Here is an 18,381-nt window from a genome sequence, read left to right as displayed (position 1 = left end):
ATAGGATATGGGGTTGATCGTTCGTACCTGCCTTTAAAGTTTTACAAATATTGATACGACAACTCTGTATTTGTCCAATCGGTTTCTTTTCTAAAATCGATATTACTCTTTATCCTTCAAACATTTCGTTCACAATGCTTTGTGGCTGATTGACTTGAGAATACTCTGGCAGTGGATGTCATTGGGCTTGTAAAAACAGCCCTAGTAACGCTTGCAAACTATCGCGTTTTCCGTTCCCGATAAACTGAAGGATTTCTAGTAAGGAAAAGTCTGTTAAAGAGCCTTGAGTACTTATGGTTTTTAGTTGAATGCTAGGAGTATTTCGCAGGCAGCAGGGGCTGAATGACCCATTGCACCTCGACCAAAGGTTTTTTCAAACAGTTGTTTCGTGCGAGCGAACACCTCAAGCCATTCTGCGCGATCGCCTCGCGTTCCCAGTCCCGGAGAGTGATGTACAAAGCCACCAAATAGAGTTTGACAATCGTCCTGATATTGTCGATCAGTGGCAATATGAGCGTGCAGGACCGCATCAATTTCTTCGGTGGGTACCAGTCACATACCCGGATATTGCTGTGCTAGGAGCAGAAACAAACTGTACTGCTAGATAGCACGCGCTGCTTGCGCTGGAGTGAAGTCTCGACCCTTGTCAGAGTTGAGCAGATGATAACGGATGGTTTGCCAATTGAGGGATTGAAGCTTCTTCAGGAAACTATAGTCCACAGCTAATTGCTTGTAATTCATCATCGGTCATATCCTCTTGAACGGTGATTCGGTAATCTTGCGGTGTCCAGTTACATCTGCTCAGCTAGTCTGCATTTAACTTGTATACGAGCAACAGCTCAAATACTGAGCCATCCTGAGGTTTCTTTTTTGACTTTTGACTTATTTAGGAGTTCTCTATTCTGGCGAGCGCAGCCAATAAGCTCTCAATGTTCCAGGCATCGTTGTAACGAATACCGTTGATAAATAACGTTGGAGTAGTGGTGACACCACTGCGTAAGCCACTTTCAATGTCTTCGTTGACGCGATTGGCATAAACGTGTCTCCACATAGCTTGAAGGAACTGGGGCATATCGAGTCCTAGTTCATTGGCGGCAGCGCAGATAGTCCAAAAGAGCTTCGACCAAGCAAGTTCGCTGCGGCTTGCAGGCTGCACTATTCTGGGTGCTGGCATGGTGTTCTTGACAAACAGTTTGTAATGTTTAGATTTTAGGAAAAGCATGGTTTCTCAGTTTGGTGGTTGTTCAAAGGAACCTAACCCTGATTGCAAGTACAGAAATGGAAGGCTATTACTCAATCGATTCTCATACTCACGTAACAGGCGACCAACCAACTTACCTGTTTCATCGGTAAACACAACCATCCACACAATCTGACAAGCAGGAATTTGCTCCTCTCAGAATGACAACCACTCAAGCGAACTTGATATTATTAGTTGCTCCTTTCTTACATATTGGGGCAGGTTGGCATATCATCTCCAACGAGTAGCCTTGCGAGACTGGGCAATGCTTCACCGTAAGTTGGGTGAATGTGAACCGACTGTTCGAGTACCTGCCACGTTGCTCCAGCTTCCATCAGCGACAAAAAGACATGCACGAGTTCAGCCGTTTCGTACCCAACCAGCGTTGCTCCTAAAATCAAATTTGTGTGGGTGTCGATGACCATGCGGTAGAAGCCTAGATCGTGCCCCCACTCAATGCTGCGAGCGATATGAGCCATCGGCAGGGTGACTTCGCGGGCAGCAATGCTCTGTTTCTGAGCCTGCTCTAACGTCATACCGACTCGACCCACTTGCGGCTCTGTATAAACGGCATAGCCTAACACGCGATCGTTGCGTGTCCGCTGTTCGCCACACAGAATGGCTTTCAAGCGGCGATAGTCTTCCCAAGAAACATGCGTAAAAGCAGGCTGTTTGGCAGCGTCCCCGATCGCATAAATTCCAGAATGAGTCGTTTGAAATTGATCATCAATTTTAATAAAACCCTGTGCATCTAATTCAACGCCTGTCACAGCAGAATTTAATGCCTGAGTGTTCGGTTTGCGCCCGATCGCAATCAGCAATGCTTCCCCATCGAGTACCTCACCATTGTTTAGCGTTAGGGTAAACACACCGTTAGTATAAGCAACCTGCTGAACCGTCACATTGAAATGCAGTCCAATTCCGTCTTGCTTAAATGCATCCAAAAGCACAGCACTGACATCGGATTCTTCTTGAGCCAGCAGGCGATCGCCCCGCACAATCAATTCGGTTTGGCTCCCTAAACGCGCCATTCCCTGCCCTAACTCCAGGGCAATATAGCCACCACCGACCACGAGCAACCGGGGCGGAATCTGCTGCAAATCAAAGAAATTTCGGTTGGTGAGATAAGGCGTTCCAGCTAAACCAGGAATGTCAGGAATAGTAGAGGATGTTCCTGTATTGATGACGACAATTGGAGCTTGCACCGTCACACCGCCGCCGCTCACCGTTCGCTCTCCGGTAAAAGCAGCTTCAGCACAGACAACTCTAACCCCTGCACTCTCTAATCGCCGTTTGGTACCCTGGTTAAACTGGCTGCGAATGCCACGCACCCGCTCCATCACTGTAGAAAAATCGACTTTAACCTGCGCGTGTATGCCGAGCTTCGCGGCTTGTCGAGCGCGACCTGCGGCATGAGCAGCGGCTAAAAAGGCTTTAGAAGGAGTGCAACCATAGTTTATGCAACTGCCACCCAATGCATCGCGCTCAAATAAAACGACTTTCTTCCCTGCTTTGGCAAAGTCAGCCGCGATCGGAACTCCGCCCTGACCGCTTCCAATCACAATTACATCTGCTGTTTCCATTGTTACCTCTGTTGATAGCTGGTTATTAGAGTTTGTCGAGTACGACTGGCTTTAATTAAATCGGCTGCCTTCTCGCCAATCATGAGGGTCGGTGCGTTCGTATTGCCTGTCGTCAGCGTTGGCATGATGGAGGCATCGATGACCCGCAAGCCCTCAATTCCATGTACTCGCAGTTCAGGGTCTACCACTGCCATTGGGTCAGTACCCATTTTGCAAGTGCCCACCGGATGGTACATACTATCGCAAGCTTCTCGGACGTAAGCGGCGAGTGCCTTATCGCTAGTCACGTCAATACCGGGAGCTAGTTCCTCTCGTCGAAACTCATCAAAGGCATTCGCTGTAAATATTTGGCGGAGTCGTTTAATCCCTACCACTAGCTTTTGCACATCGATTTCACTTTGAAGATAGTTCAGTCGAATCAGCGGTGGATCTTGAGGATCGGACGAACGCAAACTGACACTCCCAATATTGTGAGGATGGGTCAAAGAGACTACTCCAAAGAATCCTGGACCAGAGCGGTTAGAGCCAGGCGGTGCCCACAGAATCGGACCTGAGAAACACTGTAAATCTGGCACAACATCCAAGTTGCTCTCACTATGCAAGAACAATCCAGCTTCAGGAATTCCGCTACTGGTGCCTACAGGGTGTACATCCTCAGTTGCCCGGTAAGTGATGGGAGCCTGAACGTGGTCTCGGAGATTTTGACCCACCCCAGGCAGATCAGCTACGACAGGAATGCCCAATGCTTGCAGGTGTTCGGCATCCCCAATCCCGGAAAGTATGAGCAGCTTGGGCGAATCGAACGCACCAGCACTAACAATCACTTCCTGGTTGACCTTGACTTGGTGCAGCGTGCCCTCGTGCAAATATTCCACCCCAACAACGCGAGTTCTCTCAAACAACAATCGAGTGACAAACGCCCCAGTTGTTACAGTCAGATTGGAACGATGGAGGATTGGCAAAAGGAAGGCAGCGGCAGCACTGTGTCGTTTGCCATCCTTGACAGTCAACTGATAGAGTCCTACACCTTCTTGTTGAGAGCCATTGAAATCAGGATTGTAGTCATAACCCAGTGCCACCGCTGCATCGACAAAGCGTTGAGACGTTACAGCAGGAGAGGCAATATCGGTGACGCTCAACTCCCCCTCATATTCAGAGGTACCGTGTTGTCGATGTTCCAATTTTTTGAAATAGGGCAACACATCCTGGTAACTCCAACCGGGATTCCCCAACCCCTGCCAATGGTCATAATCATGAGGATTGCCCCAGATATAAATCATGAAATTAATCGCACTGCTGCCCCCCAAGGCTTTGCCACGGGGAAGAAAGATTTTGCGATTATTCAGGTAGGGTTCCGGTTCAGAGAAGTAGCTCCAATCCACCTCAGAACCTAGTAAGCTCAGGTGCTCTGACGGAATTTGAATTTCTGGTTTCGTATCTGGATTACCCGCTTCGAGGAGTAACACGGTTGTTTCACGGTCTTCTGTGAGGCGATTGGTGACCACACAGCCCGCCGACCCTGCACCAATAACGATGTAATCATATTGAGTCATCCTATTCTCCTTGTCTGCTGTCCGTAGTGGATTAAGTGCGTCGCGAACGAACGAGAATTGATTGGTTTCAAGACCATTCGCTGAAACTTGTTGGAAGTGAGACCTGTAGGATACAAACACTCAAGTTGGCACCCTGTCCTAAGTCAGAATCAAGGGTTTAATTCTTTGTTTTGGGCTGCAAGGATGGTTATGTTCTTACAGCCTGTGCAAAAGATAAGGCTCCGGGTGGACCCAAAATTTCGTCACCAATTTCGGCAGAAATGCGTTCAAATAGTGCCATATCCGGTGCTGCTGTCTCATCCTGTGTGCCGACTGCTGCAATCAGCCGAGCAAAGCCACTGGGCGCAGCCACAACCAATCCACGAGCTGGTTGATTGTTGAATACGCCGATCGCATGCGGTGTGCTAGGGGAAATCAAAAAACTTTCACCAGCACTGAGTAAAAACTTGTTTTCACCTGCCCAGATCGTGAACTCTCCTTCGAGTACATAGAGTTGTTCTGAATAGCGTGTGTGACGATGGAGAGGTGTTTGTGTACTCGGTCGGAAGTAGCCTTCGATTAGATCGTACTGACCGTTAGTTGTTGTGTGGTCGGCAATGATATTGAGGTGAGAACCAAAAAGCCAGAAAGATTGTGTCATGAGATTGCTACCGATTAATGCGTAAGTTATTTATTACAGTTGCTAGATCAGCCTCAACGTTTGAGTGAGAGTACTTAAGCTTTGAATCCGCCGTTGGTCGTTAGCGTGCAGTGATTTTTTTTTATCTCTCCAACTAACGCAGTGACCTGAATGCTGCGCGGATCTCTTTGGCGAAGAGTTCCGGCTGTTCCCAGGCCGCGAAGTGGCCGCCCTTGTCGGCCTCATGGAAATAGCTCAGGTTGCGATAGGCGCGCCGAGCCCACGTCTCTGGAGCTCGATATATCTCCCCCGGAAATACCGTGATGGCCACTGGGAGCAATATCTCGGCGGTCTTCTGCGCGACTGCGTTCAAGAGGCTGTTCTTGTTCTCCCAGTACAGCCGAGCTGACGAGACTGCGCTGTTCGTCAGCCAGTACAGCGTGATGTCGTCCAGCACCTCGTCTTTCGTTGGGGACTTTTCGGAATCGCTGCTGCTTGTCCACTGCGTGAAACCTGGATGCCCGAGCAGCCACGCCGCGAGACCGATCGGCGAGTCCGTCAGTCCGTATCCGAGCGTCTGCGGCCGTGTGCCCATCATCACGGCGTAGGCCCGTTCCCTCTTATTGAACGTGTCGAGTGAGTCGAACGCCGCGCGTTCCTTCTTGGAGAGCCCTGCTGGCGCGGGTCCGCCGCTGGCGAGCACCACTGCCACGTCGGGCGGTATCGTCGCCGGCAAGTTGATGTGGATGCCGAGTAATCCTGTCGGTGCCTGGCGCGCCAGCGCGCTAGAGATGGGGGACCCCCAGTCGCCACCCTGGGCAACGTAACGGGTGTAGCCGAGGCGCTGCATCAGCTCTGCCCAGGCGTGGGCAATGCGATCGGGGTTCCAGCCGATGTCTTTGGGCTGCTCAGAGAAACCATAACCCGGTATCGACGGGATCACAACATCGAATGAGTCTTCAGTGCGTCCGCCGTAGGCTGTTGGGTCTGTCAGCGGGCCGATGATCTTCAGCTGTTCAAATACCGATCCGGGCCATCCGTGCGTGACGATCAACGGCAAAGAGTTAGGATTTTTGGAGCGGACGTGGATAAAGTGAATGTCCAGTCCGTCGATATTCGTTACGAACTGCGGTAAGGCATTCAGCTTCGCCTCGGCTTTCCGCCAGTCGTACCCCGTTGCCCAGTAACGGACGAGTTCCTTCATTGTCGCCAGTTGTACGCCCTGCGACTGGTCGGCGACAGTCTCCTTGTCAGACCAGCGGGTCGCCGCAATGCGCCTGCGGAGATCGACGAGTGCCTCTTGCGGGACGTGGACGCGGAAGGGGCGGATGGCGTTGTCTTCGGTCGCGATCGCCTCGGACAGTATCTGGGTTTGTGCGCGAGTCTGGGCGAATTGCTGCGCCAGCACGTGAACGGGCAGTGCCAGCAGCACCGTTGCTGCAAAGAGCGCAATGAGGAGTCGCGATAGTAGGACAAAGGCACCTGCGGTGCGGGCTTTGGTTGTGTAATGTACTTTTTTCAGCTTGGTCATGTGTTTTCTCTTTGCTGCAAATTGTCCGTTCCACGACTCAGGCTAAACACGATTAATAACCGTCAACTTCAACGACGGCATTGGCAAACTCCCGTGGCGCTTCCTGCGGGGGGTTGTGCCCAACACCACCATTGATGACCCGGTGTGCGTATCTGCCCAAGAATTTCCTGGCATAGGAACTGGCATCCGGGTGTGGTGCCCCGTTGGCGTCACCTTCAAGCGTGATGGTGGGCACGGTGATTACTGGAGCTTCGGCAAGACGCTTCTCAAGATCGTCGTATTGTGTCTCGCCCTCGGACAGCTCGAGCCGCCAACGGTAGTTGTGGATGACAATGTCAACGTGATCCGGATTATTGAAGGACGTGGCGCTGCGATCGAACGTCGCGTCATCAAAGTTCCATTTCGGTGAGGCAAGTCGCCAAATGAGCTTGTTGAAATCGTGTCGATATTTTTCGTAGCCAAGCTTGCCGCGTTCCGTCGCAAAATAGAATTGGTACCACCATTGGAGTTCGGCCTGCGGTGGCAGCGGCATCTTATTGGCTTCAGGGTTACCGATCAAATAACCACTCACGGAGACGAGCGCCTTGCAGCGTTCGGGCCAGAGTGCTGCGATAATGTTCGCGGTGCGCGCGCCCCAATCATAACCAGCAAGGATTGCCTTCTCGATCCTGAGCGCATCCATCAAAGCGATAATATCGACTGCAAGTGCAGACTGCTGCCCATTGCGGAACGTCTCACTTGAAAGAAAGCGCGTTGTACCATAGCCGCGCAGATACGGGATGATCACCCGGTATCCCGCCGACGCTAACAAAGGGGCGACATCGACATAGCTGTGAATGTCGTAGGGCCATCCATGCAGGAGAATTACCGGACGACCATTCGCGGGACCCGCCTCAGCGTATCCGACATTCAAGACACCGGCATCGATCTGCTTCAGTGAGCCGAACGACGTGTTTGTCCCCGACTTCATCATGGACAGAACTGCTGGTTTTGTTTTGCTCGACTGTGCGATCGCAGAACCGAATCGACCGAGCTGTGTAGTCGCAATGGTCATAGCCGCAGTGGCTAAGAAGCGGCGGCGCTGACGGTTGATTTTTTCGGACATTTATCTTCTTCCAATAGGATTCAACTCAACTTGCTTGTCTTCCGGCGACAAAACTCTATGCAGGATATTCCAGAGAGAGTCCAGCCCACAGAAACAGCAGATTGCCCGTCTGCATGACTTCCACATCGGCACCGAACGACTCAGGCAGCGCCGGAAGCTTGATGCCAAGTGCTTATCAACCGCTGCTCGGTGCTGACCGTCCCAAAGCTTTTGCGGGTTGCCATCTGCTCTTTCAAATCCATTTCTAATCCTGTTCGCCGAGCGTTTGGGCGTAGGTTTTGCCATACGGGTAGAAGAGTTCTTTGCGTCCTTCCTGCCACGCCGCTTTCAGTTCAGGTGTTGTAACGTCCCAGTCCGGTCGGCATTTCCTGAGAACAGCGCGCAGATCCTGGCGGAGATCTTCGAGAGTGGGTCGCCCGAAGAACCAGTAGCCCATGTAGATCTTATAAATGACCAGACCCGGTTCGAGGACAATCGTGTAGGGGATCATGGGATTGTGGAGAGGGTCCGTGTATTCGGCGATGTCGAGGTCTTTTTGGATTCTGCGTCCCGCGTCGGAGAGGAACGGCCAGTGGGCACCGACGCCACTGCGATATTCATTCGTCTCGGTGATGTTGTCGGTGCTGATCGTGATCAGCCGGCAATAGCCGACCTCAAGCTCACGATGGAATTGGACAAGTCCTTCAGCCTGTCGGCGGTCTTTGGGGCAGTACCCTCCACGGCTGAGGACGAGAATCATCGGATGTTGGCTTTGCAGCTCGGAAAGCTTCCGGCGCTTCGTGGTGTGGTCGGGCAGTTCGTAGTCGGGGAAGACCGCCCCTGGAACAATGTCAGATCGCATTTAAAAACTCCTTTCTTGTTGCAATTGACCACCTCAGCCTGAGGAATCGACAAAGTTCCTCAAGCCGCAACTGCACTGGGCGTGAATTCAGCAGCGTGCAATTTCACGAAGTCATACATACTCGTCGGCGTCTTGCCAGTAAGCTTGAACAGGTCATCTGTCAGGCGGTCATACCGCCCCTGCGCGTGAAGTTCGGCCATCACCGCGACGTGGTTGACGAGGTGCGTTGGCACCCCAAAATTACGAAGCATATCAACCCATCCAGAGAGCGGCACGTCACGATAGCGGATCGTTCGACCGAGTGCCTCGGAAAACGCGCGCGCATAGTGATCCAGATCGGCCGACTCAAATCCGGTCAGATTGTAAACCTGACCAATGTGCGAGGCAGGATCATCGAGGAGCACAGAGACGGCACGCGCTACATCAACAGCCGAGATAGGCGAAGTCTTGCCGTTACCCAGCGGCAGCGCCAGTTCGTCACTATCCCGGATACCAGCAGCGGTGAGACGCAGGAAGAAGCTCTCAAGGAAGACCGTCGGCCGCACCGTCACGACCGGCAGCCCCGACCACGCCAATGCCTGTTCCGCCAGCCAGTGCAGCTTGTGCTGCGGGCTGTCAGTGGTCTCGGTGATGCTCATCTGCGTTACCGTCATCTGCGACATATTTATGAAGGCCTCGACCCCGTGGTGACGCGCTACTGCGGCGACGTTGACCGTGGCTTCGAGATAAGCCGCCGAGACCGACATGCTGAAATAGATGCGCGCCACCCCTTCGATCGCCCGGTGCATCGAGGCAAGGTCGGTTAGATCGCCCTGCACAACCTCGGCACCGAGCTGGCGCAGGCTCTCAGCGCGTTCATCCTCCCGCCGGACCAAGGCGCGCACTTTATGCCCTTTGGCGAGCAGCATTGCGGTGAGGTGGCGGCCGATGCCACCGATATCGCCAGCCGCTCCGGTTACGAGGATTGGGCTGCCATGTGGGGATTTCATCGTCATATCATTTACCTTGCGTTCACTTTCTTGTGGTTCGTTGCGAAGGCGTATCTGTTTGCGTGATCAACCGAACGTGAACGCAAAAGCCTCCACCCCGGAATCCAGAAACTCGATCTCGAACTGTCGATCGCTGATGGGCTTCGGCTGTCGGACTAGTTGGTACAACCGCTGTGCGGTAGCCGTGCCTTCGCCTCGCTTATTGATGTCAAGTCCGCGCGCCACGACAGGCGGCTGTCCGTCTATGAACAGGCGAAACCGCACGGACGTTCCTCGCTCAGTCGGCCCCATGACGAGATGAAGGTCGCGTGCGTGGAAGCGGTACGCGAGCCGTCCGCCGGGCTTATTCAGTACAATGGCTTGTCGTCCGATTGTCCAATCGCCCGAAAGTGCCCATTGATTAAGTTTCAATTGCGCGGGGGGCGTATATAAACGAGGCTTGTTTATCACCGCACCGGGAGACGCAAAATTCTCCGTTCTTTGGTAGCCGAGGTAGTTTTCAGGCGATTTCAGGCTGTCCCAATCGGCAGCAACCTCAAAACCGCGAGGGTCAACTTCGACCATTTCCTGACCGACACGGTCAGTTCCGGACTCAGACAGTAGCTGTTGAATGACCCTTTCCGATTGCTCGTACTCGCCCTCGCCGAATTGGTGATGGCGAATGCGTCCTTGCGTGTCTATAAAATAAAGGGCTGGCCAATAACGGTTTCCGAAAGCACGCCACACAGCATAATCGTTATCTACGGCGATCGCATAGTCAATTTTCATTTCTGTTGAGGCTCGGCGGACATTATCGATATTCTTCTCGAATTCAAACTCCGGCGTATGTACACCAATTACTACTAGTCCCTGATCCTGATACTTCTCGGCCCACGCGCGAACATAAGGGAGTTGGCGCAGCCAATTGATGCAGGTATAAGTCCAGAAGTTGATAAGCACGACTTTTCCACGCAGTTCGTCAACTGTTAATGGCTGTGAATTGAGCCACGCGATCGCGCCGACAAGAGACGGTAGTTCGCCTTCAATCGGTAACTCAGCCGTTGCCGGTGTAAGGTGCTGTTTGGTGCCGCCGAGCAGGCCGAGCTGGGTGGCAGCAATAGTTGTAAGCATAGTTGTTAGAAAGTAGCGGCGATTATGATTGATTTTTTTGAACACGTGCCGACCTCCCTGTAGTTGCGTTCCGATAGGTCCGGTGGCATTAGAGTACCTCGACGGTCTTCTCCTCACGGACAGCCGCACGCGAGCTATTAGTTTTGGGGTGTGCGGTGCGTTCATGGACGGGTGACGCGGGCGTCCGATCGATCAACAGGCTAAGCAGTTCGGGGCGGCTGTAATGACCGCGCGCGTCCATGAGCCGCTTGCGGGCGTCGATCTGGGCAAAGTCAAGATCGGCAATCACTTCGCCTTCGCCCACTTTGAGAGGTTCGCCGAGCATCTGGCCGTCCGGACTCACAATGGCACTGAAGCAGCCGCCAGAAATCGGCTCGATCGCGCAACCCGTATCCTTCATGAGCTGGGACTGCTGATCGGCATCGAGCCACGCCGTCGCGCTGACGACAAAGCAAGCGGATTCGAGGGCGTGCTGGCGGATGTTAATTTCCGTCTGCTCCGCGAACAGCGGGCCGGCGAACGATCCGGGATACATCGCCGAGTGGATCTGCTCACCATCGGCGATCAGTGCGTAACGGGCGAGCGGCAGGTAATGCTCCCAACAGGCGAGTTGCCCGATGCGCCCAACGGCACTATCGACGGCACGTAGCCCCGAACCGTCACCCTGGCCCCAGATCATCCGCTCATGGTAGGTTGGCGTAATCTTGCGGCGGCGCTGGATCAGCGTCCCGTCTGCATCGAACAGAAGCTGCGTATTGTAGATTGAGCTGCCGTCGCGCTCATTGACGCCGATCGAGACGACCATGTTCGCCTCCTTCGCGGCTTCGGCGATCGCTTGGGTCTCGGCAGACGGAACCGTAACCGACTCTTCGAGCAGGCGCTGATGTTCCTTTCCCATCGCGAACGGGGGCTGCACGAAGGAGAAATAGGGGTAATAGGGAATGACGGTTTCGGGGAAGGTCGCAAACTGGACGCCTCGTTTACCCAGCTCACGGATCTTCTTCACGACCTTCTCAACGGTAGCTTGCCGGCTGTACAGCACGGGGCTAATCTGCACGGCGGCAGCTTTAATAATCTTGCTCATGGTGTTTTCCTTTCAAAAGGATGTTATTTTCTTTCTTACAAATAACCTTGTCCGTCTCAACGGCTTCCGTTCCGAAATTGAGTAACGAACAGCTGGCTGGTCACGATGGGGGATTTGCTGTCCCACGGACGAAGTCATTGCCCAGGCTGTCATTTGGACAACCGCAGGGACTTGAAGGCCGCCCGCAGTTCCTGAGCAAAAATCGTTGGCTGCTCCCACGCCGCGAAGTGGCCGCCCTTTTCCGCTCGGTTATAGTAGATGAGCTTGGGATAGGCCCGCTCGGTCCAGCTCCGCGGAGCCTGATATTGCTCGCCGGGAAAGACGGTCACCGCCACCGGAATGGAGACGCCCTTGGTGTTGAAAAAGCCACCCTTGTATTCCCAATAGAGACGGGACGCAGAGACCCCCGTGTTTGTCAGCCAATAAAGCGTGATGTTGTCGAGGATCTCGTCTCGGATCAGTTCGCCCGTGGCGCTCGTGGTTCGGTTCAGAGCCGAGGCGACCGCCGCCGCTGGCTGGCCGTCAGCATCATTATGATCCAGGAGCCAAGCGGCCAGTCCGACGGGTGAATCCGCAATGCCGTACAAGGTTTGCGGGCGCGACGCCATCAACTTGGCGTAGTCAACTTGCTTGAACGTTCTGACTAGCTGCTCATAGGCGCGCTGTTCGTCAGAGGAGAGACCCGATGGCGCTGGACTGCCTGCTTGGAGTGCCTTGTCAACGTCAGCTGGAACGGTGGCAGGCATGTTGGTGTGGATGGCGAGCAATCCCGCAGGTGCCTGCAAGCCCATCTGGTCAACGACAAACGCACCCCAATCGCCGCCTTGGGCGACGTAGCGGGTGTAGCCCAGACGCTTCATCAACACGTCCCAGGCTCGGCCCATGCGTTCGGGGCCCCAGCCGGTGCTCGTCGGCTTGCCGGAGAAGCCGTAGCCCGGCATCGACGGAATCACGACATGGAAAGCGTCCGATGCGCTTCCGCCATGTGCCGTGGGATTGGTCAGTGGATCGATAATCTTTAGCTGCTCGATGATCGAGCCGGGCCATCCGTGTGTGACGATGAGCGGCAACGCATTTTCGTGTCTCGAACGAACATGAATGAAATGAATGTCTAGTCCATCGATCTCGGTGATGAAGTGCGGTAAGGTGTTCAACTTTGCCTCGACCTTGCGCCAGTCGTAATCTGTCGCCCAATAGCGCGCGAGTTCCTGCATCGTCGCGAGTGGTAAGCCCTGCGATTGGTCGGCGACGGTTTCTTTTTCGGGCCATTGCGTCGCTGTGATGCGGCGACGGAGGTTGACAAGTGCTTCTTCCGACATGTTGACGCGGAAGGGGCGGATTGCGGTTGCGTCGGTGGGCTGCACGGTTCCGGGTTGAGTCATGGCGGTCTCCTTTGGTTTTGCGTTGCTCGATTGTGCGATCGCAGAACCGAATCGACCGAGCTGTGTAGTTGCAATGGTCATGGCTGCAATGCCCAAAAAGCGGCGGCGTTGATGATTAATTTTTTCAGACATTGCTCTTTCTCCAATTGAATTGAACTAAGGTTACGTATTGTCTGCCCACATTACTTAGCTCTGATAGTGGGGCGAGTTTTGGGTTTGAGTTCCGTTGCTTGCCCGATCCTTCAATGCAGCGGAGAAAAGGCGATCGGTACCAGCAATTTGTTAGTGATGTTCTGCACGAGTAGACTGGCCTGCCTGCTGTGCCAAAGATTGAAGCGAACTTGCGTGCCCTTCTACTGTAGCGAGGCAGGACAGACATAAAAGTTTCCTTAATGCGCGTGCGTGCTATTGTAATCAGGCACAGTGAAGGTCTGCGTCACTACCTGTCCGGGGAAGACGTTGTGGTTAGTATTAACCAACTGGATCTTCACTTTATGCTGACCAGGCGGCAGCCCAGCTATGTCAACAGTGTTGTTGTCACTCGCATCCGCCCACCACCAGGGCAGATCATCGACAATGATATGCAGGTGCCCAGCACGTGGAGATACCTGAAGGGCGCTCGTCCCAAAAACAGGTACGATATGCAAGTTCTCCACCCGGTACTGCGCCCAGTAAACACCCTGAACCAGCCCTTCAGGAAGCGGGGGGTCTACAATCAGCTTAGGTGCGGGCTCGTTCTTGATCGCGACATACGGTGAAGCGCCACGAATATTCCTTGCGCTTACCTCGGTCACATCCTGGGTTTGGGCACTGGGTTGGATAGATTGATGCGCCAGCACGCGATCAGGAGTTGTCAGCAACAGTGTTGCAGCAAAGAGCGCGATGAAGAGTCCCGAGAGCAGGACGAAGATACCCAATGTGCGGGCTTTGGTTTTGTAATGTACTTTCTTTAGTTTGATCATGCTGTTTTCTCTTTGCTGGAAATCGTCCGTTTCATGACTCAGGCTAAACACGATCAGTAACCGCTAACTCGATGAGCACTGGACATTGCTCTTGCTCCAATTAGATTGAACTGAGGTTACGTATTGTCTGCCCACATGACTTAGCTGTGATGGTGAGATGAACCATGGGTGCGACTTCCGTCGCTCGCCCCATCGCTCAATTAAGTAAGGAGAAGGTCGTTCAGAACCCGACCTGGCGAATGATCTTCTGACCGCATCATCTGGAAAGAACAGGCAAAACCTCTTCCATGTAACGGTCAGCAGCGGCGGCTGCCTCTTCTGGACTGCTGCCATTCTGACGCGCACTCAGATAGGGTGCGTACCAGTCCCACCAGTGGTGTTCGCCGTGAGTCTTCTCATAATGGTCGTGGCGCTCTGCCGTCTCGTGGAGAAGGGTTGCAAGGGTTGCAACATCTGCTTGTGGAGAGTCCCACAGACGACCGGGAAGCCGTGTTGTGATTTCTTGGAGCAGCCAGACATTCCCGTCCAGGTCCTCAAACGAGGCAAATGAAAAGTAGGAACGACCATCTGGATCGCGCCCACTTACGCGCGGGTTCTCCACGGCGTTGTTAAAGGGTCCACCAGCGTAGTGGAAGATCTCGCTCACGTTGACACCACGATCAATCAAGTCTTTGCGAGCGGCATCGAGGTCATCCACAGCGAGGACCAGATTTTGCACCGAGCCAGGATTGTTCTGAGCGACTCCCCTGCCGAAGATGATTGAGGTGTCCGAGTTGGGCGGTGTCACATGGACGTTGCGGTAGTTGCCCTCCGCGATGTCGATGTCGAGTCGCCAGCCGAGATTCTCGTAGAATGCCTTGGCGCGATCGATGTCGGAAACATTAAATACTACGACTTCGAGCTTCATGTTTGGACTGTTTAGGTGATTGCTGCTCATGTTGTTCTCCTTTTGGTTGGTAATTTTGCTGTTCAGATTGGTTACTTTTCATTCTTCGGCGATTGCTCAATGCACACCACTCAAGTTCGTTGAGTTAAACCGCAATTTAGATGGGTGTCGTCCTGGACTTTTAACATTCAAATGAGTTTAGCTTCGGTGTACCAAGGGGTGGGATGAATTGAACTGTTACCTCTCATCCAACTGATTCCAATTCATTCCTAGAATCAGTTGGCGAGCCAGTAGTAATTCACTGATGCCATCCTTTGTTAAACAGTTTCATTCCAAGAGCCAAACCTATTTCACTGAGCTTTTGATAGGTTTTGCCGGGTTTCTTGACAAATGCATCCTGTTTGAGGCGTAGGGCAAAGCATACTTTTTTGCTGCCTATAAGAAGCTGAATTGCCTTCTACAAACGTCGCATGAAGCCAAGCAAAAAAAAACAAAAAGTTGAGTTACCCTAAACGTAGAAAAATTTATCTATTACCGTGCTTGAGCCAAGACAGGCTTCCCTATGGATACAGCCTGTTCGATAATATCAGCGGCTCGACTAACCCCACCTGCTTTGCGAATGGCTTCTTGTAGCCTAGTTGCATTCTTTTTGTAAGACTCTTGAGTCAGCACCCGTTGTATAGCGCCTCGCAACCTAGGGACACTCAATCGCGATAGGGGAACGAACTCTCCTGCCCCTGTCCAAGCGATACGCGCTGCATTTCCAAGCTGGTCAAAGGCAATGGGAATCGCCACCATCGGCACCCCATCGGTGAGGCATTCTAGAGTGGTATTCAAGCCTGCATGAGTGATGGTGAGCGTTGCTTTTTTGAGCAGTTTTAGTTGAGGTGCATAGCCGACAACCAAAGGGTTTCCGGGCAGCCCTTGCAAGGATTCTGGGCTACCGGAACCCCCCAGAGAAATCACCAACTGAGCATCTAACCCAACACATGCCTCTGCGATACATTGGAAAACTTTTTGCTGACGATTTTGTAGGGTTCCCATAGAAGCGTAAATCAGCGGTTGCCCAGTCAACTTTTCATAGGGGAAATCGACAGGTACCCGCCCGCTTGAGTCATGGTACGGTCCTGTGAAATGGAAGTAATCGGGCAATGTTTGGCGCGGGAATTCAAACTCAGCAGGCTGTTGACTCACAATCGCCAGTGGGGAAAATCGCTCGTTGCTACTAGAGTGCAGAGGTAACTTCCACTGTCGGCGATACTGTTGATTTACCTGCTCGATTGAGCCTACGATGCGACTAAACAGAAGGTTAGCCGCTCGATTACGTAGACGCGCCCACCAGGCTGGGTTATAGCTCCAGGTTGTAAAAAAAGGCGGGATGGTGTCGTCTGGATTCTCGATCAAAGCATTGCATACCTCAATCAACGGTATGTCCAGAAATTCTGCAAGAGTCCCTCTCACTGGTATGACTTGATCCACCAGTAATGCTTCTACACCAGCCTCCTCGATCGCTCCTGGGGCATCCCGAAGTAACGCAGCATTCAACTGTTGTTGGAAATTACGAAAGGCGTAACGCAATGCAGCAAGTCCGCTCAGTTCCCCCAGTTGTGCACTCAATTTTGGAATCGCCCCCAAAGGATACTCAGATTCTGCGATCGCCTGAAATTCCAATCCTGCTGCTCGTGTCGTAGCTTGGGCATCGAGAACTCCGATAAAGGTAACGCGATGACCGCGCCATTGCAGTTCACGACCTAATGCAAACATCGGGTTGAGGTGACCCGTTACCGCTGGACAGATAATAGCAAAATGAGTCATATAGCTTTAACTCAGTTATCTTCATTTGCAAGCACTTGTTCAGAGATAGACTTTGGTCTGAACTCTTAACTTATTATTTGAGTTGTAAAGAAGCAGTTACAGTTTGAAATTCTTGTATCATCTTTTCGATCAGCTCACCTGCCGAGAGAGCTTCGGCTAATGCTGCTCCCTGTCCTGCCCACATAGTGGCAAAATCTGGACTTGATTGTTGAGCAGAAGCCTGATATAAAACCCGCCCTATAGACATCTGAGCTGGGAATGGCAGCACCTTACCCCTGTTATTTTCCATTTCACGTATAAATCGATTTCGGATTGCTCTGGCGGGTTTGCCAGAAAATACTTCAGTAATAACCGTATCTTCGTCCTTAGACTTGAGTACCGCCTGCCTATAGACTTCTGGGATATTGTTCTCAGGGCAAGCCAGAAAGGCGGTTCCCATCTGTACCCCGCTTGCCCCAAGTGCAAATGCAGCAACGATGCCACGAGCATCCATGATTCCGCCCGCCGCAACGACCGGAACCGATACTGCATCAGCTATCTGTGGCACTAACGCGGCTGTTCCAATCAATCCGTGTTCATAAGGTACCGCAAAGGTCCCGCGATGACCTCCGGCTTCAAAGCCCTGGGCTATGATGACATCGACTCCTGCTTCGACGAGAGCTTTGGCTTCACGGACGGTTGTTGCGGTTGCCAATACAATTGAGCCGATCGCATGTATCTCACGAATTGCTTCAATTGGCGCAGGACCAAAGTGGAAACTAAAGACAGGTATTTTCTCCTCAAGCAGGACAGCAAATTGATCTGCGAATGGTCCTAGTATCGGTATTGGTTCGGGCACAGGTCCGGCGTCTAGTTCGTTGTGCCACTTTATTAATAGCTCAGACATTGGTGTTTGCTGCTCAGGTGTAAGTTGATACGCTTCAACTGCTGGGGCAAACAAATTAACTGAAAAGGGTTGGTTCGTCAGCTCTCGAATTTGCCTGATAATCTGGCGAAGTTTGGCTGGTGGGGTGGCCGCCCCACCATACGAGCCAAGACCTCCTGCATTAGAAACAGCCGCCACCAACTCAGGTGTGGAAGCGCCAACCATCGGAGCCTGAATTATTGGATGCGTGATCTTGAGCAGATCTATCAGTTCTGTTTTAGGCCACATAAGTATCTCCCACGGTTGCTTATAGAAGCAAGATATCTGTCTTTAAGTGATTGTCTGTCCGCATTACTCAGTTGTGACGGTAAGGAGTCTGCATTGCCGGATGGTATAGGTTGGAGTTCCGGCACTCGCTCCACTGCTCACTTCACCGAGGAAAAGGCGGTCGGTACCAGCAACTCGTTACGAATGTTCTGCACGAGTGGACCGTCCTTCTCAGTTTCGGTCTTAGTCGCGATCCATTCGGGGTCAGCGAGGAATGCACTCCAACGTTCCTCACGCTCGGTCATGCTGTCCCAAGCAAGCAGGTAAGTGAGCTGGTTACTCTCGCTCTCGCCAATCAGCGTTGTCCAGAATCCAGCCTGGCGGATGCCATGCTTTTCCCAAATCCGCAGCGTGTGGTTCTGGAAGCGCGCAAGCAGCGCTGGTAATCGTCCGGGCATGGCGTGATAAATGCGTAGTTCGTAGATCTTTCCTTTTTCGAGCTGGGGCATGGTCTGTGTTCCTTTGTCAGCACGTTGGACGATTTAGCAA

18 protein-coding genes are annotated in these 18,381 nt (G+C 52.6%); 1 reads left to right on the top strand and 17 read right to left on the bottom strand.

Annotation, left to right across the window (positions count from 1 at the left end):
- The first annotated feature begins 308 nt into the window (after positions 1–308).
- Positions 309–608 carry a hypothetical protein gene (locus NDI44_RS24660; protein ID WP_190411086.1) on the top strand — a complete coding sequence of 100 codons (300 nt, stop codon included), beginning with the start codon at positions 309–311 and terminating at the stop codon, positions 606–608.
- On the opposite strand, the gene NDI44_RS24655 is transcribed toward NDI44_RS24660, so the two are convergent.
- From NDI44_RS24655 to NDI44_RS24575, 17 genes are all read right to left on the bottom strand, one after another.
- Entirely contained in the window at positions 601–744 is a 144-nt protein-coding gene (locus NDI44_RS24655) for a hypothetical protein (RefSeq protein ID WP_190411085.1), read from the bottom strand. The two genes, NDI44_RS24660 and NDI44_RS24655, sit on opposite strands and share 8 nt — an antisense overlap.
- A 142-nt stretch (positions 745–886) precedes the next feature.
- Entirely contained in the window at positions 887–1,174 is a 288-nt protein-coding gene (locus NDI44_RS24650) for a thioredoxin domain-containing protein (protein ID WP_242036976.1), read from the bottom strand.
- Between the two features lie 272 nt (positions 1,175–1,446).
- The gene (locus NDI44_RS24645; RefSeq protein WP_190411083.1) at positions 1,447–2,823 is read right to left on the bottom strand and encodes an FAD-dependent oxidoreductase; all 1,377 of its coding nucleotides are present in this window, start codon (positions 2,821–2,823) and stop codon (positions 1,447–1,449) included.
- A gap of 2 nt (positions 2,824–2,825) precedes the next feature.
- Entirely contained in the window at positions 2,826–4,376 is a 1,551-nt protein-coding gene (locus NDI44_RS24640) for a GMC family oxidoreductase N-terminal domain-containing protein (protein ID WP_190411082.1), read from the bottom strand.
- 187 nt (positions 4,377–4,563) lie between these two features.
- Positions 4,564–5,016, bottom strand: coding sequence for a cupin domain-containing protein (locus NDI44_RS24635; protein ID WP_190411081.1), 453 nt, complete (start codon positions 5,014–5,016; stop codon positions 4,564–4,566).
- A 133-nt stretch (positions 5,017–5,149) separates the two neighbouring features.
- A complete protein-coding gene (locus NDI44_RS24630) occupies positions 5,150–6,526 on the bottom strand; it encodes an epoxide hydrolase family protein (protein ID WP_190411080.1) in 1,377 nt (458 codons plus the stop codon).
- Positions 6,527–6,578: 52 nt separating this feature from the next.
- Entirely contained in the window at positions 6,579–7,631 is a 1,053-nt protein-coding gene (locus tag NDI44_RS24625) for an alpha/beta hydrolase (protein ID WP_190411079.1), read from the bottom strand.
- Between the two features lie 244 nt (positions 7,632–7,875).
- Entirely contained in the window at positions 7,876–8,472 is a 597-nt protein-coding gene (locus NDI44_RS24620) for a redoxin domain-containing protein (RefSeq protein ID WP_190411078.1), read from the bottom strand.
- Between the two features lie 59 nt (positions 8,473–8,531).
- On the bottom strand, positions 8,532–9,461 hold the full coding sequence (locus NDI44_RS24615; RefSeq protein ID WP_190411102.1) for an SDR family NAD(P)-dependent oxidoreductase: 930 nt from the start codon (positions 9,459–9,461) through the stop codon (positions 8,532–8,534).
- Positions 9,462–9,527: 66 nt separating this feature from the next.
- On the bottom strand, positions 9,528–10,616 hold the full coding sequence (locus NDI44_RS24610; RefSeq protein WP_199304748.1) for a thioredoxin family protein: 1,089 nt from the start codon (positions 10,614–10,616) through the stop codon (positions 9,528–9,530).
- A gap of 43 nt (positions 10,617–10,659) precedes the next feature.
- On the bottom strand, positions 10,660–11,655 hold the full coding sequence (locus tag NDI44_RS24605; RefSeq protein ID WP_190411076.1) for a nitrilase-related carbon-nitrogen hydrolase: 996 nt from the start codon (positions 11,653–11,655) through the stop codon (positions 10,660–10,662).
- Positions 11,656–11,804: 149 nt separating this feature from the next.
- Complete coding sequence (locus NDI44_RS24600) at positions 11,805–13,169, bottom strand: epoxide hydrolase family protein (protein WP_190411075.1); 1,365 nt, start codon at positions 13,167–13,169, stop codon at positions 11,805–11,807.
- A 257-nt stretch (positions 13,170–13,426) separates the two neighbouring features.
- On the bottom strand, positions 13,427–14,050 hold the full coding sequence (locus NDI44_RS24595; protein WP_199304747.1) for a DUF6130 family protein: 624 nt from the start codon (positions 14,048–14,050) through the stop codon (positions 13,427–13,429).
- A 205-nt stretch (positions 14,051–14,255) separates the two neighbouring features.
- Entirely contained in the window at positions 14,256–14,936 is a 681-nt protein-coding gene (locus NDI44_RS24590) for a VOC family protein (protein WP_190411074.1), read from the bottom strand.
- Positions 14,937–15,416: 480 nt separating this feature from the next.
- Complete coding sequence (locus NDI44_RS24585) at positions 15,417–16,700, bottom strand: glycosyltransferase (RefSeq protein ID WP_190411073.1); 1,284 nt, start codon at positions 16,698–16,700, stop codon at positions 15,417–15,419.
- Between the two features lie 73 nt (positions 16,701–16,773).
- Positions 16,774–17,853, bottom strand: coding sequence for a nitronate monooxygenase family protein (locus tag NDI44_RS24580; RefSeq protein WP_190411072.1), 1,080 nt, complete (start codon positions 17,851–17,853; stop codon positions 16,774–16,776).
- A gap of 137 nt (positions 17,854–17,990) precedes the next feature.
- Positions 17,991–18,341, bottom strand: a complete 351-nt coding sequence (locus tag NDI44_RS24575; protein ID WP_190411071.1) for an NIPSNAP family protein — start codon at positions 18,339–18,341, stop codon at positions 17,991–17,993.
- Between the last annotated feature and the right edge of the window lie 40 nt (positions 18,342–18,381).

Origin of the sequence: Trichocoleus sp. DQ-A3, assembly GCF_039961975.1 — a bacterium.
Taxonomy (GTDB): Bacteria; Cyanobacteriota; Cyanobacteriia; order Cyanobacteriales; family FACHB-T130; genus FACHB-T130.
This window is presented reverse-complemented; position numbering and strand designations above follow the sequence as displayed.

What these genes read in the sequence shown, in the direction of transcription:
- NDI44_RS24625 (WP_190411079.1), bottom strand. Translation starts at nt 7,631, where the DNA reads ATGTCCGAAAAAATCAACCGTCAGCGCCGCCGCTTCTTAGCCACTGCG.
- NDI44_RS24620 (WP_190411078.1), bottom strand. Translation starts at nt 8,472, where the DNA reads ATGCGATCTGACATTGTTCCAGGGGCGGTCTTCCCCGACTACGAACTG.
- NDI44_RS24605 (WP_190411076.1), bottom strand. Translation starts at nt 11,655, where the DNA reads ATGAGCAAGATTATTAAAGCTGCCGCCGTGCAGATTAGCCCCGTGCTG.
- NDI44_RS24600 (WP_190411075.1), bottom strand. Translation starts at nt 13,169, where the DNA reads ATGTCTGAAAAAATTAATCATCAACGCCGCCGCTTTTTGGGCATTGCA.
- NDI44_RS24645 (WP_190411083.1), bottom strand. Translation starts at nt 2,823, where the DNA reads ATGGAAACAGCAGATGTAATTGTGATTGGAAGCGGTCAGGGCGGAGTT.
- NDI44_RS24585 (WP_190411073.1), bottom strand. Translation starts at nt 16,700, where the DNA reads ATGACTCATTTTGCTATTATCTGTCCAGCGGTAACGGGTCACCTCAAC.
- NDI44_RS24590 (WP_190411074.1), bottom strand. Translation starts at nt 14,936, where the DNA reads ATGAGCAGCAATCACCTAAACAGTCCAAACATGAAGCTCGAAGTCGTA.
- NDI44_RS24615 (WP_190411102.1), bottom strand. Translation starts at nt 9,461, where the DNA reads ATGAAATCCCCACATGGCAGCCCAATCCTCGTAACCGGAGCGGCTGGC.
- NDI44_RS24640 (WP_190411082.1), bottom strand. Translation starts at nt 4,376, where the DNA reads ATGACTCAATATGATTACATCGTTATTGGTGCAGGGTCGGCGGGCTGT.
- NDI44_RS24660 (WP_190411086.1), top strand. Translation starts at nt 309, where the DNA reads ATGCTAGGAGTATTTCGCAGGCAGCAGGGGCTGAATGACCCATTGCAC.
- NDI44_RS24575 (WP_190411071.1), bottom strand. Translation starts at nt 18,341, where the DNA reads ATGCCCCAGCTCGAAAAAGGAAAGATCTACGAACTACGCATTTATCAC.
- NDI44_RS24650 (WP_242036976.1), bottom strand. Translation starts at nt 1,174, where the DNA reads ATGCCAGCACCCAGAATAGTGCAGCCTGCAAGCCGCAGCGAACTTGCT.
- NDI44_RS24655 (WP_190411085.1), bottom strand. Translation starts at nt 744, where the DNA reads ATGATGAATTACAAGCAATTAGCTGTGGACTATAGTTTCCTGAAGAAG.
- NDI44_RS24630 (WP_190411080.1), bottom strand. Translation starts at nt 6,526, where the DNA reads ATGACCAAGCTGAAAAAAGTACATTACACAACCAAAGCCCGCACCGCA.
- NDI44_RS24580 (WP_190411072.1), bottom strand. Translation starts at nt 17,853, where the DNA reads ATGTGGCCTAAAACAGAACTGATAGATCTGCTCAAGATCACGCATCCA.
- NDI44_RS24635 (WP_190411081.1), bottom strand. Translation starts at nt 5,016, where the DNA reads ATGACACAATCTTTCTGGCTTTTTGGTTCTCACCTCAATATCATTGCC.